At 42.4% G+C, this 25801-nt stretch carries 24 protein-coding genes; 3 read left to right on the forward strand and 21 right to left on the reverse strand.

All coding sequences use genetic code 11. The annotated features are described in order from the left end of the window. Position 1 precedes the first annotated feature (1 nt). The 12 genes from Ga0466249_RS09105 to Ga0466249_RS09160 all read right to left on the reverse strand — a co-directional run bounded on the left by Ga0466249_RS09105 (position 2) and on the right by Ga0466249_RS09160 (position 11213). The gene (locus Ga0466249_RS09105; RefSeq protein ID WP_215829129.1) at positions 2 to 1132 is read right to left on the reverse strand and encodes an ornithine cyclodeaminase family protein; all 1131 of its coding nucleotides are present in this window, start codon (positions 1130 to 1132) and stop codon (positions 2 to 4) included. Between the two features lie 169 nt (positions 1133 to 1301). Further along, complete coding sequence (locus Ga0466249_RS09110; protein ID WP_215829130.1) at positions 1302 to 1976, reverse strand: CPBP family intramembrane glutamic endopeptidase; 675 nt, start codon at positions 1974 to 1976, stop codon at positions 1302 to 1304. Positions 1977 to 2253: 277 nt separating this feature from the next. Continuing rightward, a complete protein-coding gene (locus tag Ga0466249_RS09115; RefSeq protein ID WP_215829131.1) occupies positions 2254 to 3666 on the reverse strand; it encodes an amino acid permease in 1413 nt (470 codons plus the stop codon). A gap of 122 nt (positions 3667 to 3788) precedes the next feature. Next, a complete protein-coding gene (locus Ga0466249_RS09120) occupies positions 3789 to 5174 on the reverse strand; it encodes a tyrosine phenol-lyase (RefSeq protein ID WP_215829132.1) in 1386 nt (461 codons plus the stop codon). 206 nt (positions 5175 to 5380) lie between these two features. Beyond that, positions 5381 to 6949, reverse strand: a complete 1569-nt coding sequence (locus Ga0466249_RS09125; RefSeq protein ID WP_215829133.1) for a sigma 54-interacting transcriptional regulator — start codon at positions 6947 to 6949, stop codon at positions 5381 to 5383. A gap of 616 nt (positions 6950 to 7565) precedes the next feature. Then, positions 7566 to 7964: a nucleotidyltransferase substrate binding protein gene (locus Ga0466249_RS09130; RefSeq protein ID WP_215829134.1), complete on the reverse strand. Its 399-nt coding sequence runs from the start codon at positions 7962 to 7964 to the stop codon at positions 7566 to 7568. Then, the gene (locus Ga0466249_RS09135) at positions 7951 to 8250 is read right to left on the reverse strand and encodes a nucleotidyltransferase family protein (protein WP_215829135.1); all 300 of its coding nucleotides are present in this window, start codon (positions 8248 to 8250) and stop codon (positions 7951 to 7953) included. Before Ga0466249_RS09135 ends, Ga0466249_RS09130 begins: the two co-directional genes overlap by 14 nt. 75 nt (positions 8251 to 8325) lie before the next feature. Then, positions 8326 to 8715 (reverse strand): secondary thiamine-phosphate synthase enzyme YjbQ, encoded by a 390-nt coding sequence (locus tag Ga0466249_RS09140; protein ID WP_215829136.1) that lies wholly within the window; start codon positions 8713 to 8715, stop codon positions 8326 to 8328. A 245-nt stretch (positions 8716 to 8960) separates the two neighbouring features. Beyond that, complete coding sequence (locus Ga0466249_RS27760; RefSeq protein ID WP_215829137.1) at positions 8961 to 9218, reverse strand: RES family NAD+ phosphorylase; 258 nt, start codon at positions 9216 to 9218, stop codon at positions 8961 to 8963. Positions 9219 to 9362: 144 nt separating this feature from the next. Beyond that, positions 9363 to 9734, reverse strand: a complete 372-nt coding sequence (locus Ga0466249_RS09150) for a DUF1847 domain-containing protein (RefSeq protein ID WP_215829138.1) — start codon at positions 9732 to 9734, stop codon at positions 9363 to 9365. A 91-nt stretch (positions 9735 to 9825) separates the two neighbouring features. Continuing rightward, on the reverse strand, positions 9826 to 10578 hold the full coding sequence (locus tag Ga0466249_RS09155; RefSeq protein ID WP_215829139.1) for a 2-oxo acid dehydrogenase subunit E2: 753 nt from the start codon (positions 10576 to 10578) through the stop codon (positions 9826 to 9828). A gap of 317 nt (positions 10579 to 10895) precedes the next feature. Beyond that, on the reverse strand, positions 10896 to 11213 hold the full coding sequence (locus Ga0466249_RS09160; protein WP_215829140.1) for a DnaJ family domain-containing protein: 318 nt from the start codon (positions 11211 to 11213) through the stop codon (positions 10896 to 10898). A gap of 431 nt (positions 11214 to 11644) precedes the next feature. Here Ga0466249_RS09160 and Ga0466249_RS09165 point away from each other — a divergent pair, with 431 nt between their 5' ends. Both Ga0466249_RS09165 and Ga0466249_RS09170 read left to right on the forward strand, forming a co-directional pair. Beyond that, positions 11645 to 12208, forward strand: a complete 564-nt coding sequence (locus Ga0466249_RS09165; RefSeq protein WP_215829141.1) for a TetR/AcrR family transcriptional regulator — start codon at positions 11645 to 11647, stop codon at positions 12206 to 12208. Positions 12209 to 12365: 157 nt separating this feature from the next. After that, entirely contained in the window at positions 12366 to 13280 is a 915-nt protein-coding gene (locus tag Ga0466249_RS09170) for an alpha/beta fold hydrolase (RefSeq protein WP_215829142.1), read from the forward strand. A gap of 60 nt (positions 13281 to 13340) precedes the next feature. On the opposite strand, the gene Ga0466249_RS09175 is transcribed toward Ga0466249_RS09170, so the two are convergent. From Ga0466249_RS09175 to Ga0466249_RS09205, 7 genes are all read right to left on the reverse strand, one after another. Further along, positions 13341 to 14009 (reverse strand): hypothetical protein, encoded by a 669-nt coding sequence (locus Ga0466249_RS09175; protein WP_215829143.1) that lies wholly within the window; start codon positions 14007 to 14009, stop codon positions 13341 to 13343. Positions 14010 to 14679: 670 nt separating this feature from the next. After that, entirely contained in the window at positions 14680 to 16713 is a 2034-nt protein-coding gene (locus tag Ga0466249_RS09180; protein ID WP_215829144.1) for a contractile injection system protein, VgrG/Pvc8 family, read from the reverse strand. Between the two features lie 9 nt (positions 16714 to 16722). Further along, a complete protein-coding gene (locus Ga0466249_RS09185; RefSeq protein ID WP_215829145.1) occupies positions 16723 to 17052 on the reverse strand; it encodes a DUF4280 domain-containing protein in 330 nt (109 codons plus the stop codon). Between the two features lie 14 nt (positions 17053 to 17066). Beyond that, positions 17067 to 17594 (reverse strand): hypothetical protein, encoded by a 528-nt coding sequence (locus tag Ga0466249_RS09190; protein WP_215829146.1) that lies wholly within the window; start codon positions 17592 to 17594, stop codon positions 17067 to 17069. Positions 17595 to 17599: 5 nt separating this feature from the next. Next, entirely contained in the window at positions 17600 to 18226 is a 627-nt protein-coding gene (locus Ga0466249_RS09195; RefSeq protein WP_215829147.1) for a hypothetical protein, read from the reverse strand. Next, a complete protein-coding gene (locus Ga0466249_RS09200; RefSeq protein ID WP_215829148.1) occupies positions 18223 to 19749 on the reverse strand; it encodes a hypothetical protein in 1527 nt (508 codons plus the stop codon). Before Ga0466249_RS09200 ends, Ga0466249_RS09195 begins: the two co-directional genes overlap by 4 nt. Beyond that, entirely contained in the window at positions 19746 to 20510 is a 765-nt protein-coding gene (locus Ga0466249_RS09205; protein ID WP_215829149.1) for a hypothetical protein, read from the reverse strand. Before Ga0466249_RS09205 ends, Ga0466249_RS09200 begins: the two co-directional genes overlap by 4 nt. Before the next feature lie 451 nt (positions 20511 to 20961). Here Ga0466249_RS09205 and Ga0466249_RS09210 point away from each other — a divergent pair, with 451 nt between their 5' ends. Next, the gene (locus Ga0466249_RS09210; protein WP_215829150.1) at positions 20962 to 22380 is read left to right on the forward strand and encodes a GntP family permease; all 1419 of its coding nucleotides are present in this window, start codon (positions 20962 to 20964) and stop codon (positions 22378 to 22380) included. 179 nt (positions 22381 to 22559) lie between these two features. Here Ga0466249_RS09210 and Ga0466249_RS09215 read toward each other — a convergent pair whose 3' ends face one another. Both Ga0466249_RS09215 and Ga0466249_RS09220 read right to left on the reverse strand, forming a co-directional pair. Continuing rightward, on the reverse strand, positions 22560 to 23675 hold the full coding sequence (locus tag Ga0466249_RS09215; protein WP_215829151.1) for an aminopeptidase: 1116 nt from the start codon (positions 23673 to 23675) through the stop codon (positions 22560 to 22562). A gap of 47 nt (positions 23676 to 23722) precedes the next feature. Beyond that, entirely contained in the window at positions 23723 to 25792 is a 2070-nt protein-coding gene (locus tag Ga0466249_RS09220; RefSeq protein WP_215829152.1) for a sigma 54-interacting transcriptional regulator, read from the reverse strand. Between the last annotated feature and the right edge of the window lie 9 nt (positions 25793 to 25801).

The raw sequence follows: 25801 nt of genomic DNA on the forward strand, positions 1-25801 counted from the left end.
GTTACGCCATCGCCGGTTTATCCCACAAATTGAGCTTGACGCCAATGCCTTTTTTCAATGCATTGCGGTAAATGATTGTTCCCCAAGCCACGTCTTCTGTCGGCATGCCCCCAACCGAATACAGAATGATTTCCTCGTCATCCCTGCGTCCCGGTTTTTTACCCATCAAAATATCACCCAGATCATCAATCTGTCCGTCCTTCATCTTTCCTTCGTGAAGCATATCCATATACCGCACACCCATAATACCAATTTCCTCATAGGCCGGATAGGGAATTTCCTCTTGCCATGCTTTATACAATTGGATATTATCCACTACATTTTTAGCACGGTTTAAGACAAATTCATCATCGAAGCGTCCGTTGGCAGGCAGACATACCATTGCTCCTGGCTTCAGCCAGGCTTCTTTGATATAAGGATAGGACGCTGAACCTACAGTGCCAGAAGTGGCAGTACTGATAATATCGGCGTCTCTGACTGCTGCTTCCAACGTATCGCACACTTCTATAGTCTTGATTTGCTGAAAATTTTCCTTAGCATAGGCAATAAACTTATCAATTGAAGTCTGACCGTGGCCGTGAATTTTTAAGGTATCAACCTGAGGACGCTCACACATGCAAGCTTTTAAAAGCGTTCTATTCATTACGCCCGGCCCGTCAATAGCCACTACCCTGGCATCCTTTCTGGCCAAGTGCCTGATACCTACTCCAGGGATGGCACCGGTACGATAAGCGCTCAAAATATTAGCGGACATGAAAGCTATCGGTGCACCGGTATCCTTGTCATTCAGGATCAGCATAAGAATCGACCGTGGCAGTCCCTTAGCGCGGTTGGCTGCATTCGAGCCATACCATTTAACGCCAGCCATATCAAAATTTCCTCCCAAATAAGCCGGCATTGCCATAAATCTTCTATCCGGTCCGTTAACAGGCATGTTCGGAAATGAGGAACTCTCTGGAAAAGTAACCATAACTCCATGGGAGTTACGATTAGCTCCACCCATCACATAGTCGCCGGAACCCATCGTTTTCAGCATTTCTTCCATAGCATCAATACAGCCTTGCATATCCATGACGCCTGCTTTGATCATATCTGTTTCACTTAAATATAAAAAATCAATTGCCGTTCCCATGATCCATACCTCCTAAAAATAAATTAGCGCCTAATTCATACGAATCAGACGCCGCTGTCTTAACGTTAAGCTCATTGTAAAATAAAACACGGTAATTTTATTGTAAAAAACGGAACTTCAACTACTCGCTGATAAAGATAGCATCAACTCGATTTCAATCAATTAGCTATTATCCAACAAGCGCTAATGCCATAAAATTATTCGTCATATGCATCATAATACACGGCCATATAGAGCCAGATTTCCGAAACAACCAGCCCTGTAAGAGCGAAAAACCGAAAATAAACGCTATAAGCTGCGACCAAGCAGCTGCATTATTCGCAATTTTATCAGCATTCACATACCAAATAGGAAAATGGATACCCACGAACAACACGCCCACTAAAAGATTCGCTTGCCAGAAGGAAAAATGTTCCGCTATTTTTTGCAAGAAATATCCCCGAAATAATATCTCCTCAACGACTCCGGCGATAAATACAGCATTCAGCCACTGCGTAAACGTAAGCCATGGCAAAAACATCCTATTGCCATAAAACAGCACATGCATAAAGATATTATAGCCTGCAATAAAACTAACACCCAGTATGCTCCACAGCATGGCCGGCCACTTGCCGGAATTCAACTTCAAATAAGTCAATACCGGATATCGACCAGCCTTCAGTATAGCAACGACTGGGAATAGCCAGACCGTTATTTTCCAAATTGGTCCAAACGTATCACTAAAAATAACTCCCTTCATTCTCAAAATGGGAAAAAGAACAACTTCTGAAAGCGCCCAAATCATGTAAAAGAAAACAATATGCTTTAAGAGACTGTAGCGATTACTTGTTTCTACAAAATTCAATTCCGATTCCCCCCTGGCTTTTGAAACTGATGGTGCTGCTATTTAACACGGTTTCATCCCCTATTTTTGATTACTAATATTTTATAATTAAATTCTATCTTTGTCAGCTTTCAAAGTAAACAAAAAATGTCAGTTGTGCAATAATCTTTACATCCAACTTCAAGTTGAGAGTAAATAATTCAAACTCGCTCCCCTGCCGATAATGACAAAAGCGGCTGTTTGTCCATTTTTAGACAAACAGCCGTTTTCTCTTGTTATGCAATCGACCCCAGATTACCTAAAACGCTTTACCAGTTTTTCGTGTTAATTGTTCCATTTTGTTCAGCACACTGTGCGAATAGCCATAGGCCCAGTAAATGATAAGACCGATGACCGTCCAGACAATAAACCGTACCCAAGTTGCATAAGCCAGGTTGCACATGATATAGATACAGGAAAGTATGGCCAGTGTAGCAACAGTTTTGATTGCCGGACAGCGAAACGGGCGCTCGGCATCAGGTCTGGTTTTGCGTAAGACAACGACACCAACTGTTGCGACAAGAAAAGCAAACAGTGTACCCACACTGCACATCTCGGCCACAACCGTAATCGGCGTAAAACCGCTGACAAGTGCGACAGCCATGCCAACAAGGATGGTAATAATATGGGGAGTTCCGTATTTGGGATGAATCTTGCAAATTGCGGACGGAATCAGCCCATCACGAGACATGGCAAAAAAGGCTCTGGTTTGTGCATACATCATAACCAAGAGTACAGTGGACAAACCGCAAACAGCCCCTGTACCTACCAGCGCCGAACCAAACTGATAGCCGAGAGTACGCAACGCATAAGCTACGGGTTCAGCATTATTTAATTGATCATAAGGCACTACGCCTGTCAAAACAGCAGCTACTGCAACATATAACACCGTACAAATCACTAAGGAGCCAATGATGCCAATCGGCATATCCCTACTGGGATTTTTGGTCTCTTCCGCTGAAGTTGCAATGGAGTCAACGCCTAAATAAGCAAAGAAGATCACCGCCGCCCCAGCCGAAACTCCGGAATAGCCAAAAGGCAGGAAGGGCTCCCAGTTAAGGGGGTTGACCCTGGGTCCGGCCAAAAATAAAAACAGGAAAATTGCTGCAAGTTTGATCACAACCAACACTTTATTCACGGTCGTACTTTCCTTGATGCCACACACTAAGAGGTAGGTTAAAAACAACGTAATAAGCACAGCCGGAAGATTTACCATCCCCCCCTCTGCCGGCACAGTAGTCAAGGCAAGGGGAAGATCCATTCCCGCGGATTTTAACAGCCCCACCGTATAGGCCGACCAACCACCGGCAACAGCACAAGCTCCTACTGAATATTCCAGAATCAATTTCCAGCCAACAATCCAAGCAGTAAATTCACCCAGCGAGGTATAGGTATAAGTATAGGCACTGCCGGCAATCGGAACCATCGACGCCAGCTCCGCATAAGCAAAACACACAAAGGCACACGTCAAACCCGCAATGATAAATGACAATATCAGTCCCGGACCGGCATATTTAGCAGCAACGATGCCTGTTAAAACAAAAATTCCCGTACCAATAATAACCCCGATCCCCATCATGATAATATCGACAGCCCCTAGCTCTTTCCGCAGGGAATGGGTTCTTGCCTCTTCTTTCAACAATTCAATCGACTTCGTGCGAAAAATATTCAACGCCCATCTCTCCTATATAGCTTATCTCAAATTCACTCATCATACGTTAGGCCAGCCAAAACAATTTTGACTTATGGGCGAAGAGATTGGATGGCCTAGCGCATTAGAAATAATCGACCCTATTACTTAAGCGGCAGCGGTTTAAACCGAGCGGTAAAGAAGCGCAGTACAGGCGGTTCATAGACCATTTCCAAGCCAGGAATACTATCCCGTTTTTGATAAAGCGAAATAACTGCATCCGCAACCACATCCATATGCGCATAGGTATAGACACGACGGGGTATTGTTAACCGCACCAATTCCAGTTTAGGATAATGATGCTCGCCTGTCGCCGCATCGCGCCCGGCCGATACAATGCCACGTTCCATCGAACGAACACCCGAATGAACATAAAGCTTCGCTGCCAGCATTTGGGCAGGAAATTGATCTTGAGGAATATGAGGCAGAAATCTGCGGGCATCTAAAAATACGGCATGACCGCCAACCGGTTTTACAATCGGCACACCGGCCTTATCCAGTTGTTCGCCTAAATAACGGACTTGTTCGACACGATGCTTAATGTAGTAATAATCAACAGACTCATACATTCCACGCGCCATGGCTTCCATGTCGCGGCCAGCCATACCGCCGTAGCTTGGCATACCTTCAAAGACAACCACGATTTGCGTTGCTTTTTGATACATCTTTTCGTCATTCAATGCTAAAAAGCCGCCGATATTCACCAGACAATCTTTTTTGCCGCTCATTGTTGCTCCATCACCATAACTAAACATTTCTTTGACAATTTCGGGGATGGTTTTATTCTGATAGCCTTCTTCCCGTTCTTTGATAAAGAAAGCATTTTCGATACAGCGGGTGGCGTCAAACATGATTTTAATACCATATTTATTTGTTAATGCTCTGACTTCCCGCATATTTTGCATCGCTACAGGCTGTCCACCTGCCAAATTCACGGTTACTGCCAGACAAACGTAGGGAATTTTGTCCGCCCCAACACGATCAATGAGGGCCTGTAGTTTTTTTAAATCGATATTGCCTTTAAAAGGATGTTCCGCCTGCGGATCATGGGCTTCATTAATGATGACATCCTCAAAAATACCACCATTCATCTCTTGATGGGTGCGGGTTGTTGTAAAGTACATATTTCCAGGCACATAGTCGCCCTTTTTAATAGCAATTCGTGACAGAATATTTTCCGCCCCACGCCCTTGATGAGTTGGCACAACATATTTGAACCCATAGAGTTCACGTACCGCCTTTTCCAGGGCATAAAAATTTACGCTGCCGGAATAAGCTTCATCACCGATCATTAACCCGGCCCATTGATTGTCACTCATGGCATTCGTACCACTGTCCGTTAAAAGATCAATATAACATTCCTTCGATTTCAACAGGAATGTATTATACCCTGCCCGCTCAATGGCGGCTTCCCTTTCTTCCCGCGTAGTCATGTGGATAGGTTCAACCGATTTGATTTTAAATGGTTCTGCGGCATACTTGTGTCCCATAATAATAAAGCCTCCTCAATATTGCACGGTTTTGTTTTGCCGTTAACAAATCGATGTTAATTGGGCGACCGTCCATGCTTTTCTATTAGTGCAATAAGCATGCCAACAAGAAAAAGGCTGTTTTTCGTAAGAAATCATTGATTATGGAAAACAAGGTTGCCAAAAGGATTGCCAAATCGTCAAAAAGTTTCCACACACCCTTCTGTTCAGTTATCCGCTTGAACCGGCTGATGCAGACCATACTTTCTGAGTTTTTTTAACACCGCCGTATGCGACAAACCCAAGACCGATCCGACACGCCGTGATGAGCGAAATCGCTTCAGTGTTTCCCGTAAAATAATTTTTTCAACTTGGGCTAAGCGCTCATGCAAAGTCTCGTAGGTTTCAAAGCGGACGGTTGGTACCGGAACAGACTGCGTCGGAGGACGGCGTCCCAACAAAATATGCTTGTCTTCTACTGCCGATCCTGCCACCAGATTGACGGCCCGTTCCACCACATTTTCCAATTCCCGCACATTGCCCGGCCAGTCGTAATATTGCAGACATTCCAGCGCCGCCGGGGTAAACCCTTGCACCGGACGCTGCAGCTTACTGGCAAAACGTTTTAAAAAATATTCGGCTAATAACCGAATATCTTCCTGGCGTTCCCGCAGCGGCGGTAAAAACAAGGGGATCACATTCAAGCGATAATATAAATCTTCCCGGAATAAATCACAGGCCACCCGCTTTTCCAGATCGCGGTTGGTTGCCGAAATAATCCGCACATTCACGGTAAGCTCACGACTGCTGCCCACGCGGCGCACCCGCCGATCCTGTAGGGCCCGAAGCAGTTTCGCCTGCAGATGAACGGACATTTCCCCGATTTCATCCAAGAACAGCGTACCTTCGTTGGCCAATTCAAACAAGCCGGGTTTGCCGCCTTTGGCCGCACCGGTAAAGGCTCCCTCTTCATAGCCAAACAGCTCGCTTTCCAGCAAGGTTTCGGGAATGGCCGCACAGTTGACGGGTACAAAAGCGGCCTTGGCTCTTGCTGATCCACTGTGGAGCGCCCGGGCAAAAAGTTCCTTGCCTGTGCCGGTCTCGCCGCGGATGAGTACGGTAGAATCACTGCAGGCATACAGACGGGCTTGTTCCACTACCTGGGCCATGACCGTACTTGTAAAGGGGATATCGGCAAAAGTCACGGGCCGTGAAGCGGTGATTTTATGGACTAACTCCCGTACCTCGCGAATATCCCGGACAACGGCCACGACGCCGACTACTTCCTGCTGCGTGTTACGCAGCGGCAAGGTGCTGACGATGCAATAGCCGCCCTTACTGTCGACAAATACCTCGCGATTGCGAAAGGATTTGCCGGTACGCAAGGTTTCCAACACGAACAAATTACCGGCCAGACTATCATCGATGGGATTTCCCATGATGGAAGCCAGGGATAACCGCAAGATGCGGGCCGCCGCAAGATTGCACTGCGTCAGCATGTAATCCTGATTGATTGTCAAAATGCCATCCTGCACCGAACCCAGGATGGCATCCAACTGTTCGGCCCGTTCTTTAGACGGCATCGACGCGACGGCTTCGACCTGATAGATGCCGCCGATTTTCCGCAGGGCCTGAATTAAAGCTTGTCCTCGCTCCTGTTCCAGACAGGGACATTCGAGAAATACATTACCCTGTTCGACTTCCAGCGAAACAATATTGACCTGCCGTTTAGCCAAACACTGGGTAATATCATGAATAAGACCTACCCGATTCACACAGGGCAGCCGCAAACGCATAGCAAGTCCCTCCCGTTATTCAGGCTGTAACTACAGATTCCCCCATGGGGAACCTGCAGACAACCTGGTTTGGGAGGAAATTAAAAACGCATGGCAGGTCTTTCAACCTACACATGCGCTTCGCTATCGCTTGCTTCTATCTGTAATCAGGCGCTTTTGATCAAGAATCCGTTGACCGCCTGTTACCTTATGCAAATATTGCGCGCAGCCGAACAGCTTCCGCCTCAACAGACACTTTACTCTTCTAACCGGCTGCCAATGCTTGTAACCCAAGCGGCAACAGGGTATAATAGTAGTGTCGTCGTGGACAGTTAACTGTTGCGTGTAGGTACGTAACCACCTGCTCGTGCCTGAAAGTGTTACCCGCACTTTCAGGACACGGCGACTTTTAATTTCCACCTATTTCTAATTATAGCCTTTTGTAATGGAAATGCAAGTAAAACATATGTTTGGATCATTCCATGTTTCGAACTACAGAAAACACTATTATTGCCGGAAGGACAGTATTTTACCACTTTATGTCCACAACAGTTGCTCATAAATACAGCCATTCTGCGCCGACTCTTCAGTAAGCGTCAAGTCAAGCCCACATAGTAGAATGGCCGTCATAACATAGCTATATTCCCATTCTCATTTTAATTTGCGATTCTAATTCGATAAGCTCGTATGTATAATCTTTGATAATTCTACTACATATTTCGCGTGCTAATTGCTCATCGTAAATATGGGCCGTTATATTTCGGTCACTTAACATTGCAAGCCATAATTCATCCTTTTTGATAAGCCCTGCCGCAAAAGCCTCGCGAAATACTGTTTTGGGAGAATTTAGACCAACCAGCCCTTCATCCTCAAAAATAGCTTTTAATGTTTTCCAAGCAAGCTCAAAGGTAAATTCAAAACGTTGAATTAAGCCATCACGCAGCAAATCATTGGTTTGGTCAACTTTTACAACGCCTTCACGTAATCTGCGTAATGCATTTTGATAGTTTTTAAATTTTTGGTTACAGTCGCTCATAAATAACCACACCTTCTTTACTTATATTCTCTAATAATTTAGTGTCGGTATGAGAATCAATGAATACCACATCTATTTTTAATAGCGTTTCCAAATCATCAATTTCGCTGAAAAAATATCCTCTGCTCATAAATTCCGGTAAGGGATATACAGCAATATCTATATCACTATTGAATTTGTTATCTCCTCTTGCCCGGGAGCCAAAAAGTACAATCCGCTTGACTGCATATTTTTTAGCAACCGCCCGTATTTCATAAACAAGTTTATTTGGTAGTGCACAGTTCATGTATACAGCCCACTTTCCTTTTGAAATTAAGTATGCGTAAAATAAAGTAACACATGTACAAATCGCGCTTACTATTTAAGCGCCAACAACTTGAACAAAGACTTTACGTTTGCGAGGTCCATCAAATTCACAAAAATAGATTCCCTGCCAGGTACCCAAGACTAAATCACTGTCCTCAACAGCTATCGTTAAGGAGCAGCCCATAAGTGAACTCTTAACATGAGCAATAGAATTGCCTTCCCTGTGGCGGTATGAAAGCTTGGGAACCATCTGCCCAAGTGCGGCCAGCATATCGGTAACTACATCCGGATCGGCATTTTCATTGATGGTTACTCCGGCAGTCGTATGGGGAACAAATACCTGACAAATCCCCTGCTTAATAGGACTACTCCGGACAAATTCCCGTACCCTAGCCGTAATATCAATAAATCCTTCTTTAGGCGTATCGAGACAGAACTGTTCCATGTTTGTCACCTCTGTATAATCTCTTTTAGCACTGGACTATTTAAAAACCAGGAATAGCCGATTTTTTTCAACTTTCACCTATATCGTAATTTAATTTCACTGGTGCTTGCTCTCCGTCTCCGTTCATTGGCGAATAACTTCTCTGGTATCTAACTCTAAACCTCCGCTTAATTAATTACAAATGAGACAATTGCTGAACAACACAATCCACGTTCCGAGATGTCTTCCCCGCTGCTGTCACCTGTTTATTTTTCAAAAGGATTATACTCATATGCGAGGGATTCTATATCATAGGATTTGGTTTCGATGCATTCAAGTAGAGTATCATCAAAAATCGCAAAATTAACACCACTTTTGCACATTGTACTTTTATATTCTATTCCGGCAAACCCAGCACTTTTTATGTAATCGCTGATATATTGGGTAGGAAGATAATCTAATGCACTGTCATGTCTCCTTAGCGGTTTGGAAATTTCATCACCAATCTTTCTAAGGTGCGGCAAATTAATTGCTAGCAGACTACTATCAATTTCCTGAAATGGGCTAATCTTATCAATAGCGGCTAAATTAACGTGGCATTAACAATGCCGCCAATCACGATAATGCTTGCATAAACAAATGCCCTTTTACCGGACGGAATTGTATTTTTATCGTTTAAATAGTTTATCTTTATAGTAGGCTTCTGCTTGATATATCACTGAGTCTACTTCAAAACCATTGTAGGAAAGTACTTTGTTCAGCATTTTACTTTCATTAACTAACCCGATGCAAAACGCAAGACCTAACTTTTTGTAGCCACACTCATTTGCAAAATCCATGATTTCTTCCAATCTTGTATTTTTGCAATATCCTTGACTTGTTATTAAGGACGAAGCATGAGCTATTTTATATACATCTTCCTGTTTATATAATTCTTTTATTGCTTCCATTTTTTCATTGATGGATGGACAATTTTTAGGAGCCTTATTAAATTCGCCATTGCTACAGACGTGTACAGAGCATACAGCACAATTATACAAAGTAGTTCCTCCTCACCTAACTTTAGTTCAGTTTCTTTTGATAATATATCTGTTCTTCACATAAGATTTTCTTATCGGCCGCCGCTCTAGTTTAAGTTAACTGAAAAATTTGTTCTGGCTTTTCTAATAGTTCTTTCACATCATTCAAGAAATTTCCTGCATAGGCTCCGTCAATTGCCCGATGATCAAATGAAATAGTCATAGGAAGGTTCATAGCTTCTATAAAGCTATTTGCTTGACACTTTACAATCGGTGTAATAGCGCCTAGGCAGATTCCGGCAATCAAGGGCTCGGTGATTGCCAGCGAACCACTATCAATATGGAAAGATCCCATATTTGAAATTACAAAATTTCCATAATGCTGCATAAACTCAAGAGGACTGTGATTGGCTGCTTTAGCGGGAACTTGGAACATTTCCATAAGGAAATTCATAAACTCACCATTACCGTTACGAATTTTTTCTATTTCACTTTGGCATTCCTGCGAAATATCCAAAATAGTCTTTGATTCCGGTTGATGAAGGACTATATATTCAACATGTTTTTCTACATCAACAGGAATGTTTAATATTAAATCAGTGCTTGGAATAATATTAGTTCCCTCAGAAAGGCTATACAATACCGGATAATTCATTAATGTATCTGCTACAGCTTTAATTACAATATGTGTAAAAGTTAAATGTGCGGTACGATGCGTTTCATTCCATTTTCTTTTTAATTCTGACAGATGAGTAACATTCATGTTGATTGTCAACGTAACTGTCGGAAACATACTTTCCCTTTTAAATTTATGTATTTGAAACTGACGAAATAGCATATCTCTCTGTGTCATTGTTGATTGCAATGTAACCCCTCCTCAATATATAACTTAATACTAAAATTACAAGTTATAGATAAATTCCAATTATCCTTTTAATAACATCACGATATTAGACATCGCTCGCACGATAATAGTGTTTATTTGATATAACGAACGTATATGCAATAAAATTTTGTCATATAAATTGACACCAGACCATATATTCCATTTTCCAGTCCTCTGTAAAGAAGGGACGAATCAAACCGGACTAGCCCTAAACGCCACCGACTATAAAAAAGCCCTTTCCCACTTAAGGGAAGAGCTTCTTCAACAACATAATTTATCGCGTTATACCGCTTGCCTTACCGTTTCCGGCGTTCCATTATGACATTGTAAAACATTTTCTTTTCATTAATTTCCTTTTGGATAGTAGCCTTATTCTCTTCACTGGCATATTGTAATTTTTCTTCCAAGCCAGCGATTTCTTTACGCAGTTCCATTTCTGGCGGAAGAGAGCCCAAGCTTCTCAATGCCAAATAAGCTGCCCGCTGATCTTTGGGGACAAAACTTAAGTCGGCAAGCTTTTGCGGCTTACCCTTTCCCGGCAGATCATCAAAGGCGCCTTCTTTAATCGCCTTTTTAATATTCCGTTCAATAATTCTACTTAGTCCGTCATTCATTTTCATGTTCCCCTTCGCATTATCGTTTCACATTATAATATAGTTCGTCAACACATTTTTGGTTTTTTTATTTTACTGCCTGCCATCCCTACTGGGTCCAAGTCCAGCCATTGTTCAGGCAAAAACAATTGTTTGGAACCGATTATACTACTCTATCTCTTTGTACTACAGCGACAAAACAGGTACAAGCATTACATTGAAATAATATTCCTTTCTTTTCCACCTGTCAATACTAATTTGCCCGATAAATAGTTGAGCATATCTTCACGACTTAGACTAGTTACTCCAGCACTCAACAACATCAGATAAGACTGTTTGTCATTTTGCTTTTTTTATGTGATTGACACGTGCTAAAAAGTGGTATATCCTAAATCTTGATTATATAGTACTCGTTATGTCATTCCGGCACACTCAATTGAGGTGACTTATTTTTGCGTAATCGCATTCTTATGGCCGCTGCTGACGAGATAAAAACTCGCGGCGTAAAATTTACAATGAGCGACCTTGCCAGGCGGCTTAGCCTCAGCAAAACTTCTTTATATGAGCACTTTGCCTCCAAAAACGCACTTGTTCATGATATACTATCTATAGCTATTCAGGATGTACAAGAACAGGAGCAGCAAATCTATAATAATTCTGATCTTTCCGTAGCCGAAAAAGTTCGGGCTTTACTCCGGGTCTCGCAACACGTGTTCGGTCCGATACACAATCATAGTATTTTTGATGATCTTCGGCATTACTATCCGGAAGAATGGCAGTTGGTATCTGATTTCCAGCAGGAACGTCTGGATCACCTGATGTCCCTTATCGTTCAGGGAATTGAAAATAGCTCACTTCGCCCCGTCAATGTACCGGTTCTCAGGCAAGTCGTAAACAGTGCGATGAATGATCTGTTCAACTATCGGTTTCTTGAGGAAAGCAACATGACACATGCGGATGCATTGTCAGCAATGGCCGATATCATCATGTACGTGTTGCTCCCCCCTAATAAGTAAGATCTTTCATCTGGTATTTTTAAATCGCACAAGAGTGCGATTTAAAAATACCGTTTTGTACTACTTGTACCAAAAATGAAAATATAGTACAGATACATCACTAGAAAAAAAAATTAAAAGACATCGTTAGAAAGCGATGCAGGAAAGGGGAAAAACAATGACTAATGTGATGGCCAATGGAATTCAGATTGAGTATGATACTTTCGGTGATAAGTCTTCTCCAGCCTTATTACTAATCGCTGGTAATGGTGCCCAACTACTCTTCTGGGACACCGAGTTCTGCGAATTATTAGCGAAAACGGGGCTTTTTGTTATTCGTTTTGACAATCGCGATGCTGGTCTTTCGACCAAATTTGATAAAGCTGGATTCCCGGATATTATGGCTGCGATCAAAGCCGCTATGGAAGGTAAGGATGTTGCAGCGGCATATTCCCTAGACGATATGGCAGATGATTGTATGGGTTTACTTGATGCTTTGTTCATTGAAAAAGCGCATATCTGCGGTGCTTCGATGGGTGGTATGATAGCCCAGGTTGTTTCTTATAGGCATCCACAGCGCGTTCTGAGTCTGACTTCAATCATGTCAAACACGGGGAATCCCCATCTTCCGCAGGGAAAGCCGGACGCGATAGCCGCCGTTGTGGCACCGCCGCCAACGGAGCGCAAAGCATATATTGAACACAATATGAATGTATGGCAAAAAATTTGGAGTCCCGGTTTTCCATTTGAGGAAGAAAGAGCTCGAACATACCTAGAGAAGAGCTATGACCGCTCCTATTACCCACAGGGAATGGCGCGACAAAATATGGCCATTCTTTCCTGCGGCGATAGAACAGCATCACTTTCATCCATTAAAGCCCCAACACTCGTAATACACGGGTCCGGTGATCCGCTGATCCCAGTCGAAGCGGGGAAAGATACAGCCCGCGTAATTCCTGGGGCAAATTTATTGATCATTGACGGGATGGGTCACGATCTCCCCACGGGAGTTTGGTCGGAAATGATAGCCGCTATTTCCCATCATATAAAACAGGCCAACACACCCCCTACGCTCCCACAACAGTCCAAATAGCCTTTGATGGTGAACAGAAGCCTGCCGGGTAGTTGATGCCATAATAGCTTTCTAGAAAACCTATTGCTTTCGAAACAATTCCGGTCTATACTGTTTCATCAAATAATATTTATGGATACAATTACCACCTAAGGAAAACAAATATCCCAAAATTACGAATATAATAGCAAGACCTAACGTTATTAAACTTTGATTACCGTTTAATTCTGCAAGAAGAATTTTACCAATCCATAATCCACAGCCTGAGGCTAATATAATCGCACTCAGGAATATATTAGGCTTACTCTTCTTTTTCTTATATTTGGAGGAATACTTACCTACTTGCAGAGCATTCCGATGATATCTGAAACATATCACTAAGAATAATACATATAACGTCATCGTTACAAAAATATATAGGAGTTCATACTCCTCATAGTACATTATAAAGAATCTGTATCCAGCTATTATACAAAGTATCGAGAGTACTAAACAAGAAATACCCTGGAATAAGGTATGTATTATTTGATATTTTTCCACATTAAGTCTTATTACAACATTACATATATTAACGAAAATAATCGGAACAAGCATTAATTTGATTATAATACCAGGATTTCCAACCAATACCGTAGGTAGTCCTATAATATTAAGCATCAATATCATTACCACAGTTTGTTCTTTTACTAAGGAAGGATGTTCTGGATATAAATAATCTTTAATTTTTTCAAAACTGTATTTCTGAACCATACTATCTCCCTCTATAACTTTAATATTAAGGACAGCGCATCCTTAGTCAAAAATGATTTTTTCTTTAGCCTCAAGCACCATTGCTTTTTTTGTATCGCTAACACTATATATCTGTCTGTTTACACCGGATTAATCTACTGATCTCTAAACATGCCGCTTTCTCTCATTGCATCTTCAGTTACCTACGAACCGTGATGTCAAAAAATGGGGTAGAGTCTATACCCAAAATAAAGCACACTATTATGATTAGTATGCTGGCTATTGCCCACAAGATAAATGACGTAATTATAATTTCAATAGAGTCAATAAGTTTTGTTACTCCATCAGTAAAACCGTTAAACACTGCCCTCGTTATTCCCCAAGCCGAGGGTACAGCAATAGCCTTGATCGGAATTAGATAATATATATTAGGAACACCAGTTTGATATACTGAAAACGCACATACTAAAAAATATACTATAATCAAGAATTTCCATCTTTTTCTTATCATTTTTTTAGACTTTGTATACATTTTTCAACCTTTCCTCGAGCTCTCCCCTTTATTCTACCTCTCTCGCACGATCTTTTGCGGTTTTTCTTCTTGTTTTAGGGTAAGCATGTCCTATTAATCTTCTCTAAATCAATCTAATCACAACTTACTATAACTTTCTCTACACTGCTATGCACTTCGTCAATTGGCAGGGTTCTCTTTCTTAGGAAGCATACTCCTAAGGGTCTCCTCAAAGTTAATCAAATCAAAATTATGTGAGGCAAATGATTTTGCACTCTCGGTTACCTTATCTAGATAATACCCATATTTTATAAGTGCATCTGCGCCATTGGGAGCATTTTTAAAACCAGCATTCACTACCTGTTTAATTGAATATGCCCCTATGACCAACTGAGTGCCATTATAAAAAGTCTCTCCCTCTAGTTTTTTTAGTACATTCCAAGTATCGCCATCCTTATTGCCCATAAACCCATTCCCCACTCGGGATATTCCTCCCATAAAACTGTTTACACCATCTACAGCAACATATGCTCCCGCACCAGCAAAGGCCATACCAGGGACTGCTGCAAGTCCGCTTGACAGCATAGTTGCTACCGCCCCAATTTGAAACATTTCTACACCTAAACCAATCTGAAATAAACCACCACCCGCTTGTACAGCACCTAACGCTACTTCCTTCCATTGTATATTATTCCACCATTTAGCTATCGCACCTTTTGCAGCCGATATTAGACCGCCCCAATTCACTTGTGTATTTTCTGTCCACGTAACTTTAGGATCTAATTTTTGCTCAACCAACGGCAATTCGCTCTCATCCGCACACTCAATAATCGTTTTTATATCATTAAAATGAATCTCATTTTCCACAGAAAGACCGCCGGTTGGCGTAGTCATTTTAATTTGATTGGGAGAATTCACTATCACTTTTGTCTTGGAATCAAAAATGATTTCTTCTTTAGCCTCCAGCACTATTCCTTCATGACTGGCGATTTTTACGCCTTCTTCATCGTCAAAGGTGAGGATTAGGTCATTGCGGCCTGCCGTAAAATAAATACCTCCCGGCGCCAGTTTCATTTCCTGGCCGTAGTCAGTGCCCAGATAACGGGTACTCGGATCGCCGGTCTTTTCGCAGCTCTCACCATTGGTTCGAACACAGCCGGTAATGACGGCGTTTTGTTCGTTTAATCCTGGTATGTACAGGCTGGCGTTGGTCCCGATCTGCGGCATGAGGTACATCATATCCACTGTCGGCGGTGCGAAGGGATACCAATAGGCGGTGCCTTCGTCTTGTTCTTTGTCTATGGCCAGATGCAGCTTTACTTCCTGATTTTTTACATCAAGCACTTTTCCGTCCAGGCTGATTCCCTGGATTTTTTCGTTATAAATGGGATTCTGCCTAAGGGTCATGGGCCTAACTAGTTTTGTCGAATGGATTAGTAACCCTTGTTTTAGTTCAATCGTCACTTCACCCACGACCATTTCGTAGTTGTGAAAGGTAACTTTATCACCGAAGGTTAGTTCGTCATAACTTTCCACTTCAAAATAGGCATATTCATTTTCAATAAGGTTTGGATTAGCTTCACTATCAGTAAAATAGGCGTTAATATCTTTGCCACTGCTATAGTTAATGTCATCAGGCAGTGTCTTGCCATAGCCCGTGGGATAACCATAGGAAAATATCCGATCATCGACTGTAACATCGGGTACGATTACGGTTTGCTGTAAGGAGGCCAAACGTTTGATGAACTGCCAGTCTGTTTCCTGGTACTGAATGAGCGGACCGTCTATTTTAGTTTTAGCGGCTGACATTTCTGCACTTTTATTGGGATAGTCGCTGAGTAACTGATTGACTATATCACTATATGTCAGATTGGTATTTTGAAAAGAGCGGCTTTTCTGTTCCTTGTCAAGAATGACTGTCTCAGAAAGAAACCTGGCTGTCAAGTTATACAGTCCGCCGCTGACGCTGATATTGACATCCTTCAGATATCCTTTAAACAGCCAGCTTTTAGTCGCCCCGTCATCTGTATAGACTTTTATCATGTCTTCGGTTGTTTCCTGAAGCCCTGCCTTGCTTGCATCGCTTTCATTGATGAGTGCGCTAAGATAAAGTTCGGCATGATTGTTAAGGGTTTTCCTTATGGAAAGTTGATAAATCGTCTGAATTTTCCATGGGCTAGCTATTTTTATTTGATCATAGGTTATTGCTGACATCCATGCTCACTACCATCCTCGCTGCCCGTCATCTACTACTGTTATGACCCCGCCAACAGCACAGCTTAATGTTGAAGTCGCTAATAATGCGGGCTGACCTTTTACAAGTGTCGTATCTTTTGCTTGTTCCCATTTGAGAGCTAAGAAAGGGGAACATTTATGAATCATACTGCATGTACCAAAGGGCATGACGTTGCTGCCCGAAATACAATCATGATCGTTTAATACGGCTTTTTCATTGACGTAAACTCCATGGCTTTTAGGCAAATTTAATCTACTGGCAGTGCTTCCCTTATTACATCTTACTGTTGCACCCCTGACGACATATCTTGTATCCATTTCATCATCTCCTACTATTCATCGATTTCTACCCGGTACATTTTTATTCCACTCAGTTGCCGCCGCAGAATACTTTCGGCTGCATCCAGGCGGGCAATGATGATATCTTCATAGTTATGCTGTACTTTAAAAATAGCCTGACGTCCTAGCGCCGCCTGGTTGAGCACCAAATGTTTGACGCCCCTTTTATCAGGCGTCAAGCTGCTTTTCTCAGACAGGCAGTCCACCGGCACAAAGATTGGCAAATAATAAGTTTGCTGCAGATTTTTCGAGGAATTGACGACGATGACCGTTTTATACTTGAGCTTAGGAACGTATAATTCAAAGGTTTGTCTGAGAGGAGCTGATATCAAAAATAGCTGCCTGTCTAATAAGTCTATGAACTTCGGGGTAGCTTTTCCCGCTAGCTTAAAGATGGTTATTTCATTAATTCTGTGCGCCGCTTCGGGCGTAACATACCGACGCTCAATTTGATTTATTACGTCAGGAATGATTAGCGCATCAAAGTATTCAGGGTCTTGTTTTATTCGAAAATACTCCATGGTATTTATTCCTTCTTACTGTTCGACATAGCTTGAATTTCCGATTGTTCTTCATATAACAGCATGCTCTTGTCCAAATATCCACCCATGGTGATTTTAAAGTTTGGCACTTTGCTTAAAAGGATATATTCCGGTGTCTTAATCGCTTCTTCAATCACCAGCTTAGTACAAACCATCGCTAGCTGATGGTATTGCTTGGCCATGGCTAATTTGACCCGGCTCAAGTGCCCCTGGTGAAGTTTATTAACATACATACCGGAACGGACCGCTTTATTCAATTGAACCAATCTGGCTTTTAAGTAATCCCAGACAAAGTCTATTTCCCAGCAGCCTGTGCATTCTGTCCTGTCTAAATAGAATTTTTCATCGTAAATATCCAGGCGGTATTGCCAGCGATCGTCAAGAATATTGGTTCTAAGAAATGAAATACATAAATAAGCGGCCGGACCTTTACGGCCTACTTGTTGCTGTCGGCTGGCTTGGCGGCATAGCTTACTGATAACAGCTGATAAACTTTCCGTTATTTGGTTCTGATGGGCGGGAAATTTCTGCTGCATCACCGGCATATCTTCTTCCAACCAGCCTTCAGTTTGTTTTTCTATAAAGTGCTGCACCAACTTTTCCTGGATCACGGCTGTATTTTCACCTTGTTCCCTTTGATATTGATATCTTCTTGAATATTTATCTCGCTGCTGCCTTGCTTAAGACTTACTTCCTCTTGACCCGTTACTAGTACCTTGCTTGTTTTGCTGGTTATTTCGATATCTTTCTCGGCTTCAAGGATGATTTTTTTATCGCTTTTGATACTCACGCCGCCATCATCCGTCAGAGTCATCAAGAGATTGTCATTGGCAATGACCTGAATGCCGCCTGGCGTAAGAAGTACCTGTTTTCCATATACCGTACTGAGAACTTTGCTATCTGGATCTGAGCGCTGGCCTCGCTTGTAGGGGGTGAGATTGACAGAACTTGCTGCTACGGCCTGCTCTTCCCTGTTGTTGGAAAAATAGACGCGTACATTGTCACCAACTTCCGGCATGCAATACCAGCCGCTGCCGTCGGGGGAGGAGTACACTGTCGTGTAGGGAAAGTACCAGGTTGCACCGTCATCCCAGGTTTCGTCAATATCGGTGATATGTACTTTTACCTGGTCTTTAGTTACTTCCTTGACGATGCCATGCAAAGATATTCCTGCCAACTTGGTATTGTATAAGTCGTCCTGCATTAATCCCTGCTTTGTTGCCAAAGTATAGGTGCTGTTTACGGCGCCTTTTTCCATGATGGTACAGATGTTTTTAACATACCACGTCAGTCCCAGGAAGGTTACTTGTTGACCTAACTGCAATATATCCAATGATTGGGCTCCACAATAGGTAAAGTCATTTTCACTAAAGGTTACACCGCTGTTTTTACGGCTGTTGCTGCTTGCAGTAGCATAAGCTGCCGTATCCCGCCGGATTTGATAGGCCGATACGTTAAATTCCGGCCCAGCCTGGCCGTCCTGCTGCTGGAGCTCGGGCGGCAGGCCGAAATAGACTTTGGGACTGTCCAAAGTAGTGTCCGGCGTCAAACCGATGTTGAAATGAGAGGCAAGTCGCTTTAAAAAAGACCAGTCGGTCTCTTGATATTGTACGATCAGTCGACCTGTGATTTGTTCGTCTTGGCCGCCTTCAGCCTTCACTACATCATCTTTCAGGTTGGGTACATATTGACGGGCCAAGTCATTTACCCGCTGAAAGATATAACTGTAGGGCTCGCCTTGCCGTTGGAAGGAACGGCTGTGTTTTTTTACATCAAGTTGATAGCTAAAGCTGACGGCTTCAATATCCAGATGTTTCAGACCTGCTGTTGTTCGCTGTTTTATATTAGTTACGATACCTTGAAACAGGCATTTTTCCGCACCTGTGGCGTCAGTGTATTTTAAGGACACTGAAGTGTCCTGATCCGTTGTTTGCACATAATCCTTGTTCTCTTTATCCGCGGCATCCGTAAGAGTACCGCTGATAAACAGTCGGGCATGCTCATTGATGCCTTGAGTCAATCTTATGGCCAAAATGTCTTTAAATTCATAAGGCTTAAAGGTAACATTATGCCAATTGATGGCTTTACCCAGACTTTGCAAGGCTTGATTAACTGTTTCTTGATCAGCACTCATGACTGTTTTCCTCCTGCCTTGGGCATGTCTGCTTGTTCCGGCACTTTAGGACATACCCGCACGGATTGCATAATTTGCCTGGCGATGGGCTGCCAGGCCCTATATTCGCTGTACATGCAGTTAAAGACTCCCATGATGACGTTATGATCCATTTCAACAAAGAACATGAGATTAAAAAGCGGATCGCCAAGAGTAGGACTTTTGAATTCAAAAAAACCTACCGATTTTTCCTCAAGGATTTCTACGCCTTCTTCAAAAAATAAATAAGAAGGATTCAGACGCATAAGAATGGCCTTCATGCCTTCTTTCACCGCCGGAATTTGTTCATCTTCAATACTGTTTGGGATGAGATTTAAAGTAATGTTAACGCCACCGGTGTCATCCGTTCTGATAATCTGCGGTCTGTCACTTGACGGATATTTTATTGCAGCCAGATTAACTGGCATGTCCACGAAAGTCGTAGGAATGTGCAGTTTTAGCCTATCCTCAAAAAATCCCACTTCATGAAACTCATAGTGTTTATCATTAATGGTTATCCCTTCATAGATATTCTGGCTGCTTAATTCTTCTTGTTCTTCAATTTGGTTCATTACTCTACGGATTTGTTCATCCATATATTCAGGGTTTTCTGCTACCTTTCCATTTGATAAGCTTGCCTCTTCTTCACTCGTCTTATAGGTTTGTTCCTCTATAGGCCTATTGATATTATTTTCCTCTTTTGCTACGCGTTCTGGTTGATTTAAAATATATCCTTTTCCCAAACTTTTTCTCTCCCTTATCCTCAAGCCAAATTGGGTTCGTTCAAATATATCGGCTCCTGAGTTACCTTTTGGCGTATAAATAGGTGTAGTTTCCATTGACAATAAAAGGTTTGCTTCCTTTGACTTTAGATACATGTCACATAATACCAAAAATATATGACCAAATTGTGACAATTGAAGTATTTTTTAGCAAAACGAGTTAACCAGCACTTATCATTATACGATTACAATTGTAAAAAATGCCTATGGATTCTCAGTTACACCCGTGCTTTGGAACGGTAAATCCTGCTGCAAATGAAGGCCGCCCAATTGACTTTCTATAGCTTACGGGAATAGTTCAAATAAACAACATGTATTGTATTACTTTTCTTAAGTGTTATAAAATGATCCTGTATACGGTATGCAAATAATTGTGGCTTATTTTATAGGCACTGAAGGAAAGGACCTTTTTATGGAACTAATCGTAATTCTCATCAGTTTGTGCTTACTTATGGTATTTGCTTTTCGGGGCTATTCTCTGATTTTGTTCGCGCCGCTTTGTGCTATGTTAGCTGCAGCGATGAGCGACTATTCGCTCATGCCTTTGTACAGCGAATTATTTATGACAAAGGCAGCAGAATACGTGAAAGTTTATTATTCGATTTTTTTACTGGGAGCTGTTTTTGCTAAGGTTATGGAAGAAGCCGGTATGGCCCGTTCAATCGCAGCGGTTATTGCTAAAGTTTTGGGTAAAGAACGGGCTATATTATCGGTCATTCTTGCTTGTGGAGTGTTAACTTATGGCGGGATCAGCGTTTTTGTTGTCGCTTTTGTAATGTATCCTTTTGCAGCCATTTTGTTTCGGGAGGCTAACATTCCTAAGCGCCTTATTCCGGCCACAATATGGACAGGCATGTGTACCTACGGGATGGTAGCTTTGCCTGGTACGCCACAGATTCAAAATATCATTCCGACTTCATTTTTTGGCACAACGACCTGGGCGGCCCCTATTACAGGAATTTTTGCCTCGGTTGTCTATTTTGTTTTAACTTGGTTTTGGATTACGTATCGTTACAAGAAACTATCGGCGCGAGGCGAAGGCTATGGCAATCATACATTGAATGAGCCAGAAATGATGGATAACTCAGGACTACCTTCCTGGAAAAAGTCGCTGATTCCACTGGCAACTGTTGTCATTGTTAATTTACTGATGAGCAATCCCTTTCATTGGTCTTGGGCTTATCATTGGGGCGAACAGCTATTAGAGCCCTTTAAGCTCCTCAAGTTAAGTTTACTCGCTTCCTCCGTCGATAAAGTACAGGCGATTTGGTCTCTTGATGTTGGCTTGACTGTGGGCATTGTGTTAGCTGTTATCATTGGCCGTAAGCAGCTTTTACAGTCAGGAGGGATTATTGCGCCCTTAAATGCCGGAACGATTGGTTCTGTATCGGCTATTATGAATACGGCTTCGGGATATGCATTTGGTACAGTAATCAGCAGTTTGGCAGGTTTTCAAATTATTAAAGATCAACTTCTTCAAATCCATATTGGTTCTGGCCCCTTAGTATCGGAAGTGATTACGACAAATATCATGTCCGGTTTTACCGGATCGGCTTCCGGCGGTATGACAATTGCTCTCAATATGCTGGGAGCTAACTGGCTTACTTGGGCCAATTCGCTGGGGATGTCACCGGAAATTTTGCACCGTATTGTTTCCTTGAGTTCGGCTGGCTTTGAATCAGTGCCTCATAACGGGGCTCTTGTTACTTTGATTGCAATCTGCGGCTTAACTCATAAACAATCATACTATGATATCTTTATGCTCAGTGTTTTTAAGTTGGCTGTCCCTTTTCTCTGTATTGCCCTATATAGTACGACGGGACTTTTATAACTTAAGAACTACCTGAAAGACGCCTCAATGTTTAAAATGACGCCCACGAAGCTTATCCCTTTCATAGGAATAAGCCTTCGTGGGCGTCATTTAATAATCATTTATTTATAATAGTAAGACTACAGCCGCATAAATGAAAACCAATTGGGCAGAGTCCGACGCTGTGTCTAACTTACTGCCTATTCCCAGCTTTCCGGATTCAGTCCCTTCAACTCTTCGGGAACAAATTTCCCATCCTTACGAATCAGCTGGTCATCGAACCAGATTTCGCCTCCACCGTATGCAGGTGTTTGTATAGAAACCAAGTCCCAATGAATAGCGGAACAATTGCCATTAAATGCTGTTGCGTAAGCATTTCCCGGCGTCAGATGAAAACTGCCGCAAATTTTTTCGTCAAATAAAATATCCCGCATGGGATGATGAATATAAGGATTCAACCCCAAGGAAAATTCGCCAAGATATCTGGCACCTTCATCAATATCCAGAATTTCATTTAATTTTTTCGTATCATTGGCTGAAGCATCCACAATTTTTCCGTGTTCAAACTGTAACCGCACATGATCAAATGATGTTCCCTGAAAAATCGTCGGACAATTGTACTGTATATACCCATTGACCGAATCTTTCACAGGAGCGGTAAATACTTCCCCATCGGGAATATTACGAAGGCCGCATGATTTCATTACTGGAATACCCCGTATTGAAAAAGTTATATCCGTGTCAGGCCCAACGATGTGAACCTTTTCGGTTTGTTCAAACAGTTTTACTAATGGTTCTTCCGCCTGCGCCATTCTGGCATAATCCAGATTAGTCACCTGAAAATAGAAATCACGAAACGCTTCCGTACTCATGCCGGCCATTTGCGCAAACGACGGATTAGGATAACGCAACACACACCATTTCGTTTTTGCAACGCGAATATCGGTATGAACGGTTTTCCACCAATTCTGCTGATATAATTTTGCTTTATCAGCCGGTAAATCCGATAATTCACTGCTATTACTATTGGCTCTCACTCCGATATAGGCATCCATGCGAGACATGCGGTCGCCTTCCCAGCCGGCAATCAGATCAATTTGTTCTTGATGGCTATCCAATAATAGAGTTCGCTGTAAAGCGTTATTCTTTACCGTAACAAACGGCACTCCACCTGCCTGATAGGCCGCCGCTACTAATTCTCTGGCAAGTTCAAAGCCATCATCAATCACTTCAATTAGTACCTTTTCCCCTTGCTTTAAACGTACGGAATAATTGATAAGATTTTCCGCTAAAATTTTCACTCGTTCCTCTGACATACCCAATCACTCCCGTAAAAATTCGTTAAAGTCCATAGTCCAAGTGACTATTTGAGAAAATAGTGCAAAAGGTCCACCCCTTTTGAAGTTATAGTGCTGCCTTGCCTGGCGCGCCCGACCTCGATGAACCCGTCTTGCTTTAAAAGCTGCATTCGGTAGCGCAGTTGCTGTTCTGTCATATTCCAGCCTTTGTCTTGCAATTGGTTCATCACGTAATTTCGTCCCACCGCACGTTGTGCCTGGCGAATAATCTGTAAAATCACCTTTATGTCGTCCATAAAACCCTTGGCAACATAAGACTGACAGAGGAGCTCCCAATCCCGCTCCATCCCAACTGAGTCCTGCACAGTCCTGCTTGACTCTTTATTAAACAACAGGTGCTGCGGCGAAACAACCTCTTCGACAACGTGGGCCAAATACTGAATCACATTTTCCAGTTCACGAATATTGCCCAGCCAGTCATAGCTAAGCATGCAATTCATAGCTTCCTGCGAAAACCGAAAAACAGGCCGCTGCAACTCACGGCAGAATTTTACAATAAAGTTTTGCGCTAAAACAGGAATATCTTCTTTGCGATCACGTAAGGGAGGGACATACACAGGTAAAACATTCAGACGGTAATACAGATCCGACCGAAATTGACCGGACTGCACCATCTCCTGCAAATTGCGATTTGTTGCCGCAATGACGCGAATATCGACGGGAATAATCCGATTGCCACCCACTTTCATGATTTCTCTTTCCTGCAGCACTCTGAGTAATCTGTTTTGAATGGCAGCCGAGGCATCACCAATTTCGTCAAGAAAGATCGTTCCTTTATGGGCCTGTTCAAATAACCCAATATGACCGCCTTTTTTCGCTCCTGTAAAAGCGCCTTCTTCATAACCAAATAATTCACTTTCCAACAGGGACTCAGATATAGCAGCAAAATTCACGCCGACAAAGGGTTCTCGCTGCCGAAGAGAAACATTATGAATCGCCTGGGCCAATAACTCTTTGCCTGTTCCTGTTTCACCCAATAACAGAATCGTCGAATTCCCCTTAGCCATTTGTTTTGCAATATGACATAGCTTTTTAAAGGAGGCGCTGACTCCAAGCAAATCATGAAACATATATTTTGCTACCAGTCCCTTACTCATTTGTTTACGACGATAATCGTGTTCCAATTTGTTTATCTCCGAAGCACGGCGAAAAATAACTAAGAAACCGTAATTTTTTCCTTCAATGACAATATGCGTTTTACGAAAGAAAAAGCTTTGATTTTCCCAGTTCAAAACCTCTTCCGTTTCAAAGGGAAGCTGATAAATAAGCTGATAAAAATAGGCTTGAATACATTCAGAAGCTGTCTGACCAATCACTTGCTGACTTTCCTGCTTAAGTATTGCCAACGCTTTATCATTGACAATCCGCACAATATCCTGTTCGTCAATGGCCAAAACGCCATCATCAATTCGATTAACGATGACTTCCAAATGTTTGTGAAGAAGATGCGTTTTTTGAATTTCACGGCTCAATTCCTGCGTAATATAAACGACAGAACAAATATATTGTGCCGCTAATTTACTCAAATCCGGAGCTTCATAATGAAAATAAGCTGAGATTTCAATCCAGGTGGATATATCAATAATTCTTGAACCGATATCGATCACTTTGGCAATCGTACTTGGAACCAAATTGGCTTCTCCGGGAGTCACAGCAATCACGATATCCTCTGGATAAGACGTCATTCCGGGATAAAATGGATAAAAATCAAGCTGAATTCCTACATTCTTCAGCAACTCGATGGTATCAATGGCCCGCTCCTTACTGTCGTTAACAAGAAGTGTCTTGACCCCGCGGGGTACGTCAAGGACGCTGCGAAGATTCGCATAATTAATCGTTCGCTTGGCTACGATGATATGAACACTTTCCGGGCAGTGCAATTTTAGGGTCGGAATAATCCGATCACTCGATACTACAATCAGGGAACTGGCTGTAATCGGTTGATAAGCAAGCTGAGTAATCGTTCGGCCCTCAACATTAAAATCATCCATAATTCCCAGCTCATAACACTGTTTCATAATGTCCCGGAGCGTATTATCATGTAACGTAATAAAGGTAATTGTCTTTTCCCCCATGGCACAACT

Origin of the sequence: Pelorhabdus rhamnosifermentans (assembly GCF_018835585.1) — a bacterium.
Classification (GTDB): domain Bacteria; phylum Bacillota; class Negativicutes; order UMGS1260; family UMGS1260; genus Pelorhabdus; species Pelorhabdus rhamnosifermentans.

What these genes read in the sequence shown, in the direction of transcription:
- Ga0466249_RS09105 (WP_215829129.1), bottom strand. Translation starts at nt 1,132, where the DNA reads ATGGGAACGGCAATTGATTTTTTATATTTAAGTGAAACAGATATGATC.
- Ga0466249_RS09120 (WP_215829132.1), bottom strand. Translation starts at nt 5,174, where the DNA reads ATGGGACACAAGTATGCCGCAGAACCATTTAAAATCAAATCGGTTGAA.
- Ga0466249_RS09125 (WP_215829133.1), bottom strand. Translation starts at nt 6,949, where the DNA reads ATGCGTTTGCGGCTGCCCTGTGTGAATCGGGTAGGTCTTATTCATGAT.
- Ga0466249_RS09130 (WP_215829134.1), bottom strand. Translation starts at nt 7,964, where the DNA reads ATGAGCGACTGTAACCAAAAATTTAAAAACTATCAAAATGCATTACGC.
- Ga0466249_RS09135 (WP_215829135.1), bottom strand. Translation starts at nt 8,250, where the DNA reads ATGAACTGTGCACTACCAAATAAACTTGTTTATGAAATACGGGCGGTT.
- Ga0466249_RS09140 (WP_215829136.1), bottom strand. Translation starts at nt 8,715, where the DNA reads ATGGAACAGTTCTGTCTCGATACGCCTAAAGAAGGATTTATTGATATT.
- Ga0466249_RS09160 (WP_215829140.1), bottom strand. Translation starts at nt 11,213, where the DNA reads ATGAATGACGGACTAAGTAGAATTATTGAACGGAATATTAAAAAGGCG.
- Ga0466249_RS09170 (WP_215829142.1), top strand. Translation starts at nt 12,366, where the DNA reads ATGACTAATGTGATGGCCAATGGAATTCAGATTGAGTATGATACTTTC.
- Ga0466249_RS09175 (WP_215829143.1), bottom strand. Translation starts at nt 14,009, where the DNA reads ATGGTTCAGAAATACAGTTTTGAAAAAATTAAAGATTATTTATATCCA.
- Ga0466249_RS09180 (WP_215829144.1), bottom strand. Translation starts at nt 16,713, where the DNA reads ATGTCAGCAATAACCTATGATCAAATAAAAATAGCTAGCCCATGGAAA.
- Ga0466249_RS09185 (WP_215829145.1), bottom strand. Translation starts at nt 17,052, where the DNA reads ATGGATACAAGATATGTCGTCAGGGGTGCAACAGTAAGATGTAATAAG.
- Ga0466249_RS09190 (WP_215829146.1), bottom strand. Translation starts at nt 17,594, where the DNA reads ATGGAGTATTTTCGAATAAAACAAGACCCTGAATACTTTGATGCGCTA.
- Ga0466249_RS09200 (WP_215829148.1), bottom strand. Translation starts at nt 19,749, where the DNA reads ATGAGTGCTGATCAAGAAACAGTTAATCAAGCCTTGCAAAGTCTGGGT.
- Ga0466249_RS09210 (WP_215829150.1), top strand. Translation starts at nt 20,962, where the DNA reads ATGGAACTAATCGTAATTCTCATCAGTTTGTGCTTACTTATGGTATTT.
- Ga0466249_RS09215 (WP_215829151.1), bottom strand. Translation starts at nt 23,675, where the DNA reads ATGTCAGAGGAACGAGTGAAAATTTTAGCGGAAAATCTTATCAATTAT.
- Ga0466249_RS09220 (WP_215829152.1), bottom strand. Translation starts at nt 25,792, where the DNA reads ATGGGGGAAAAGACAATTACCTTTATTACGTTACATGATAATACGCTC.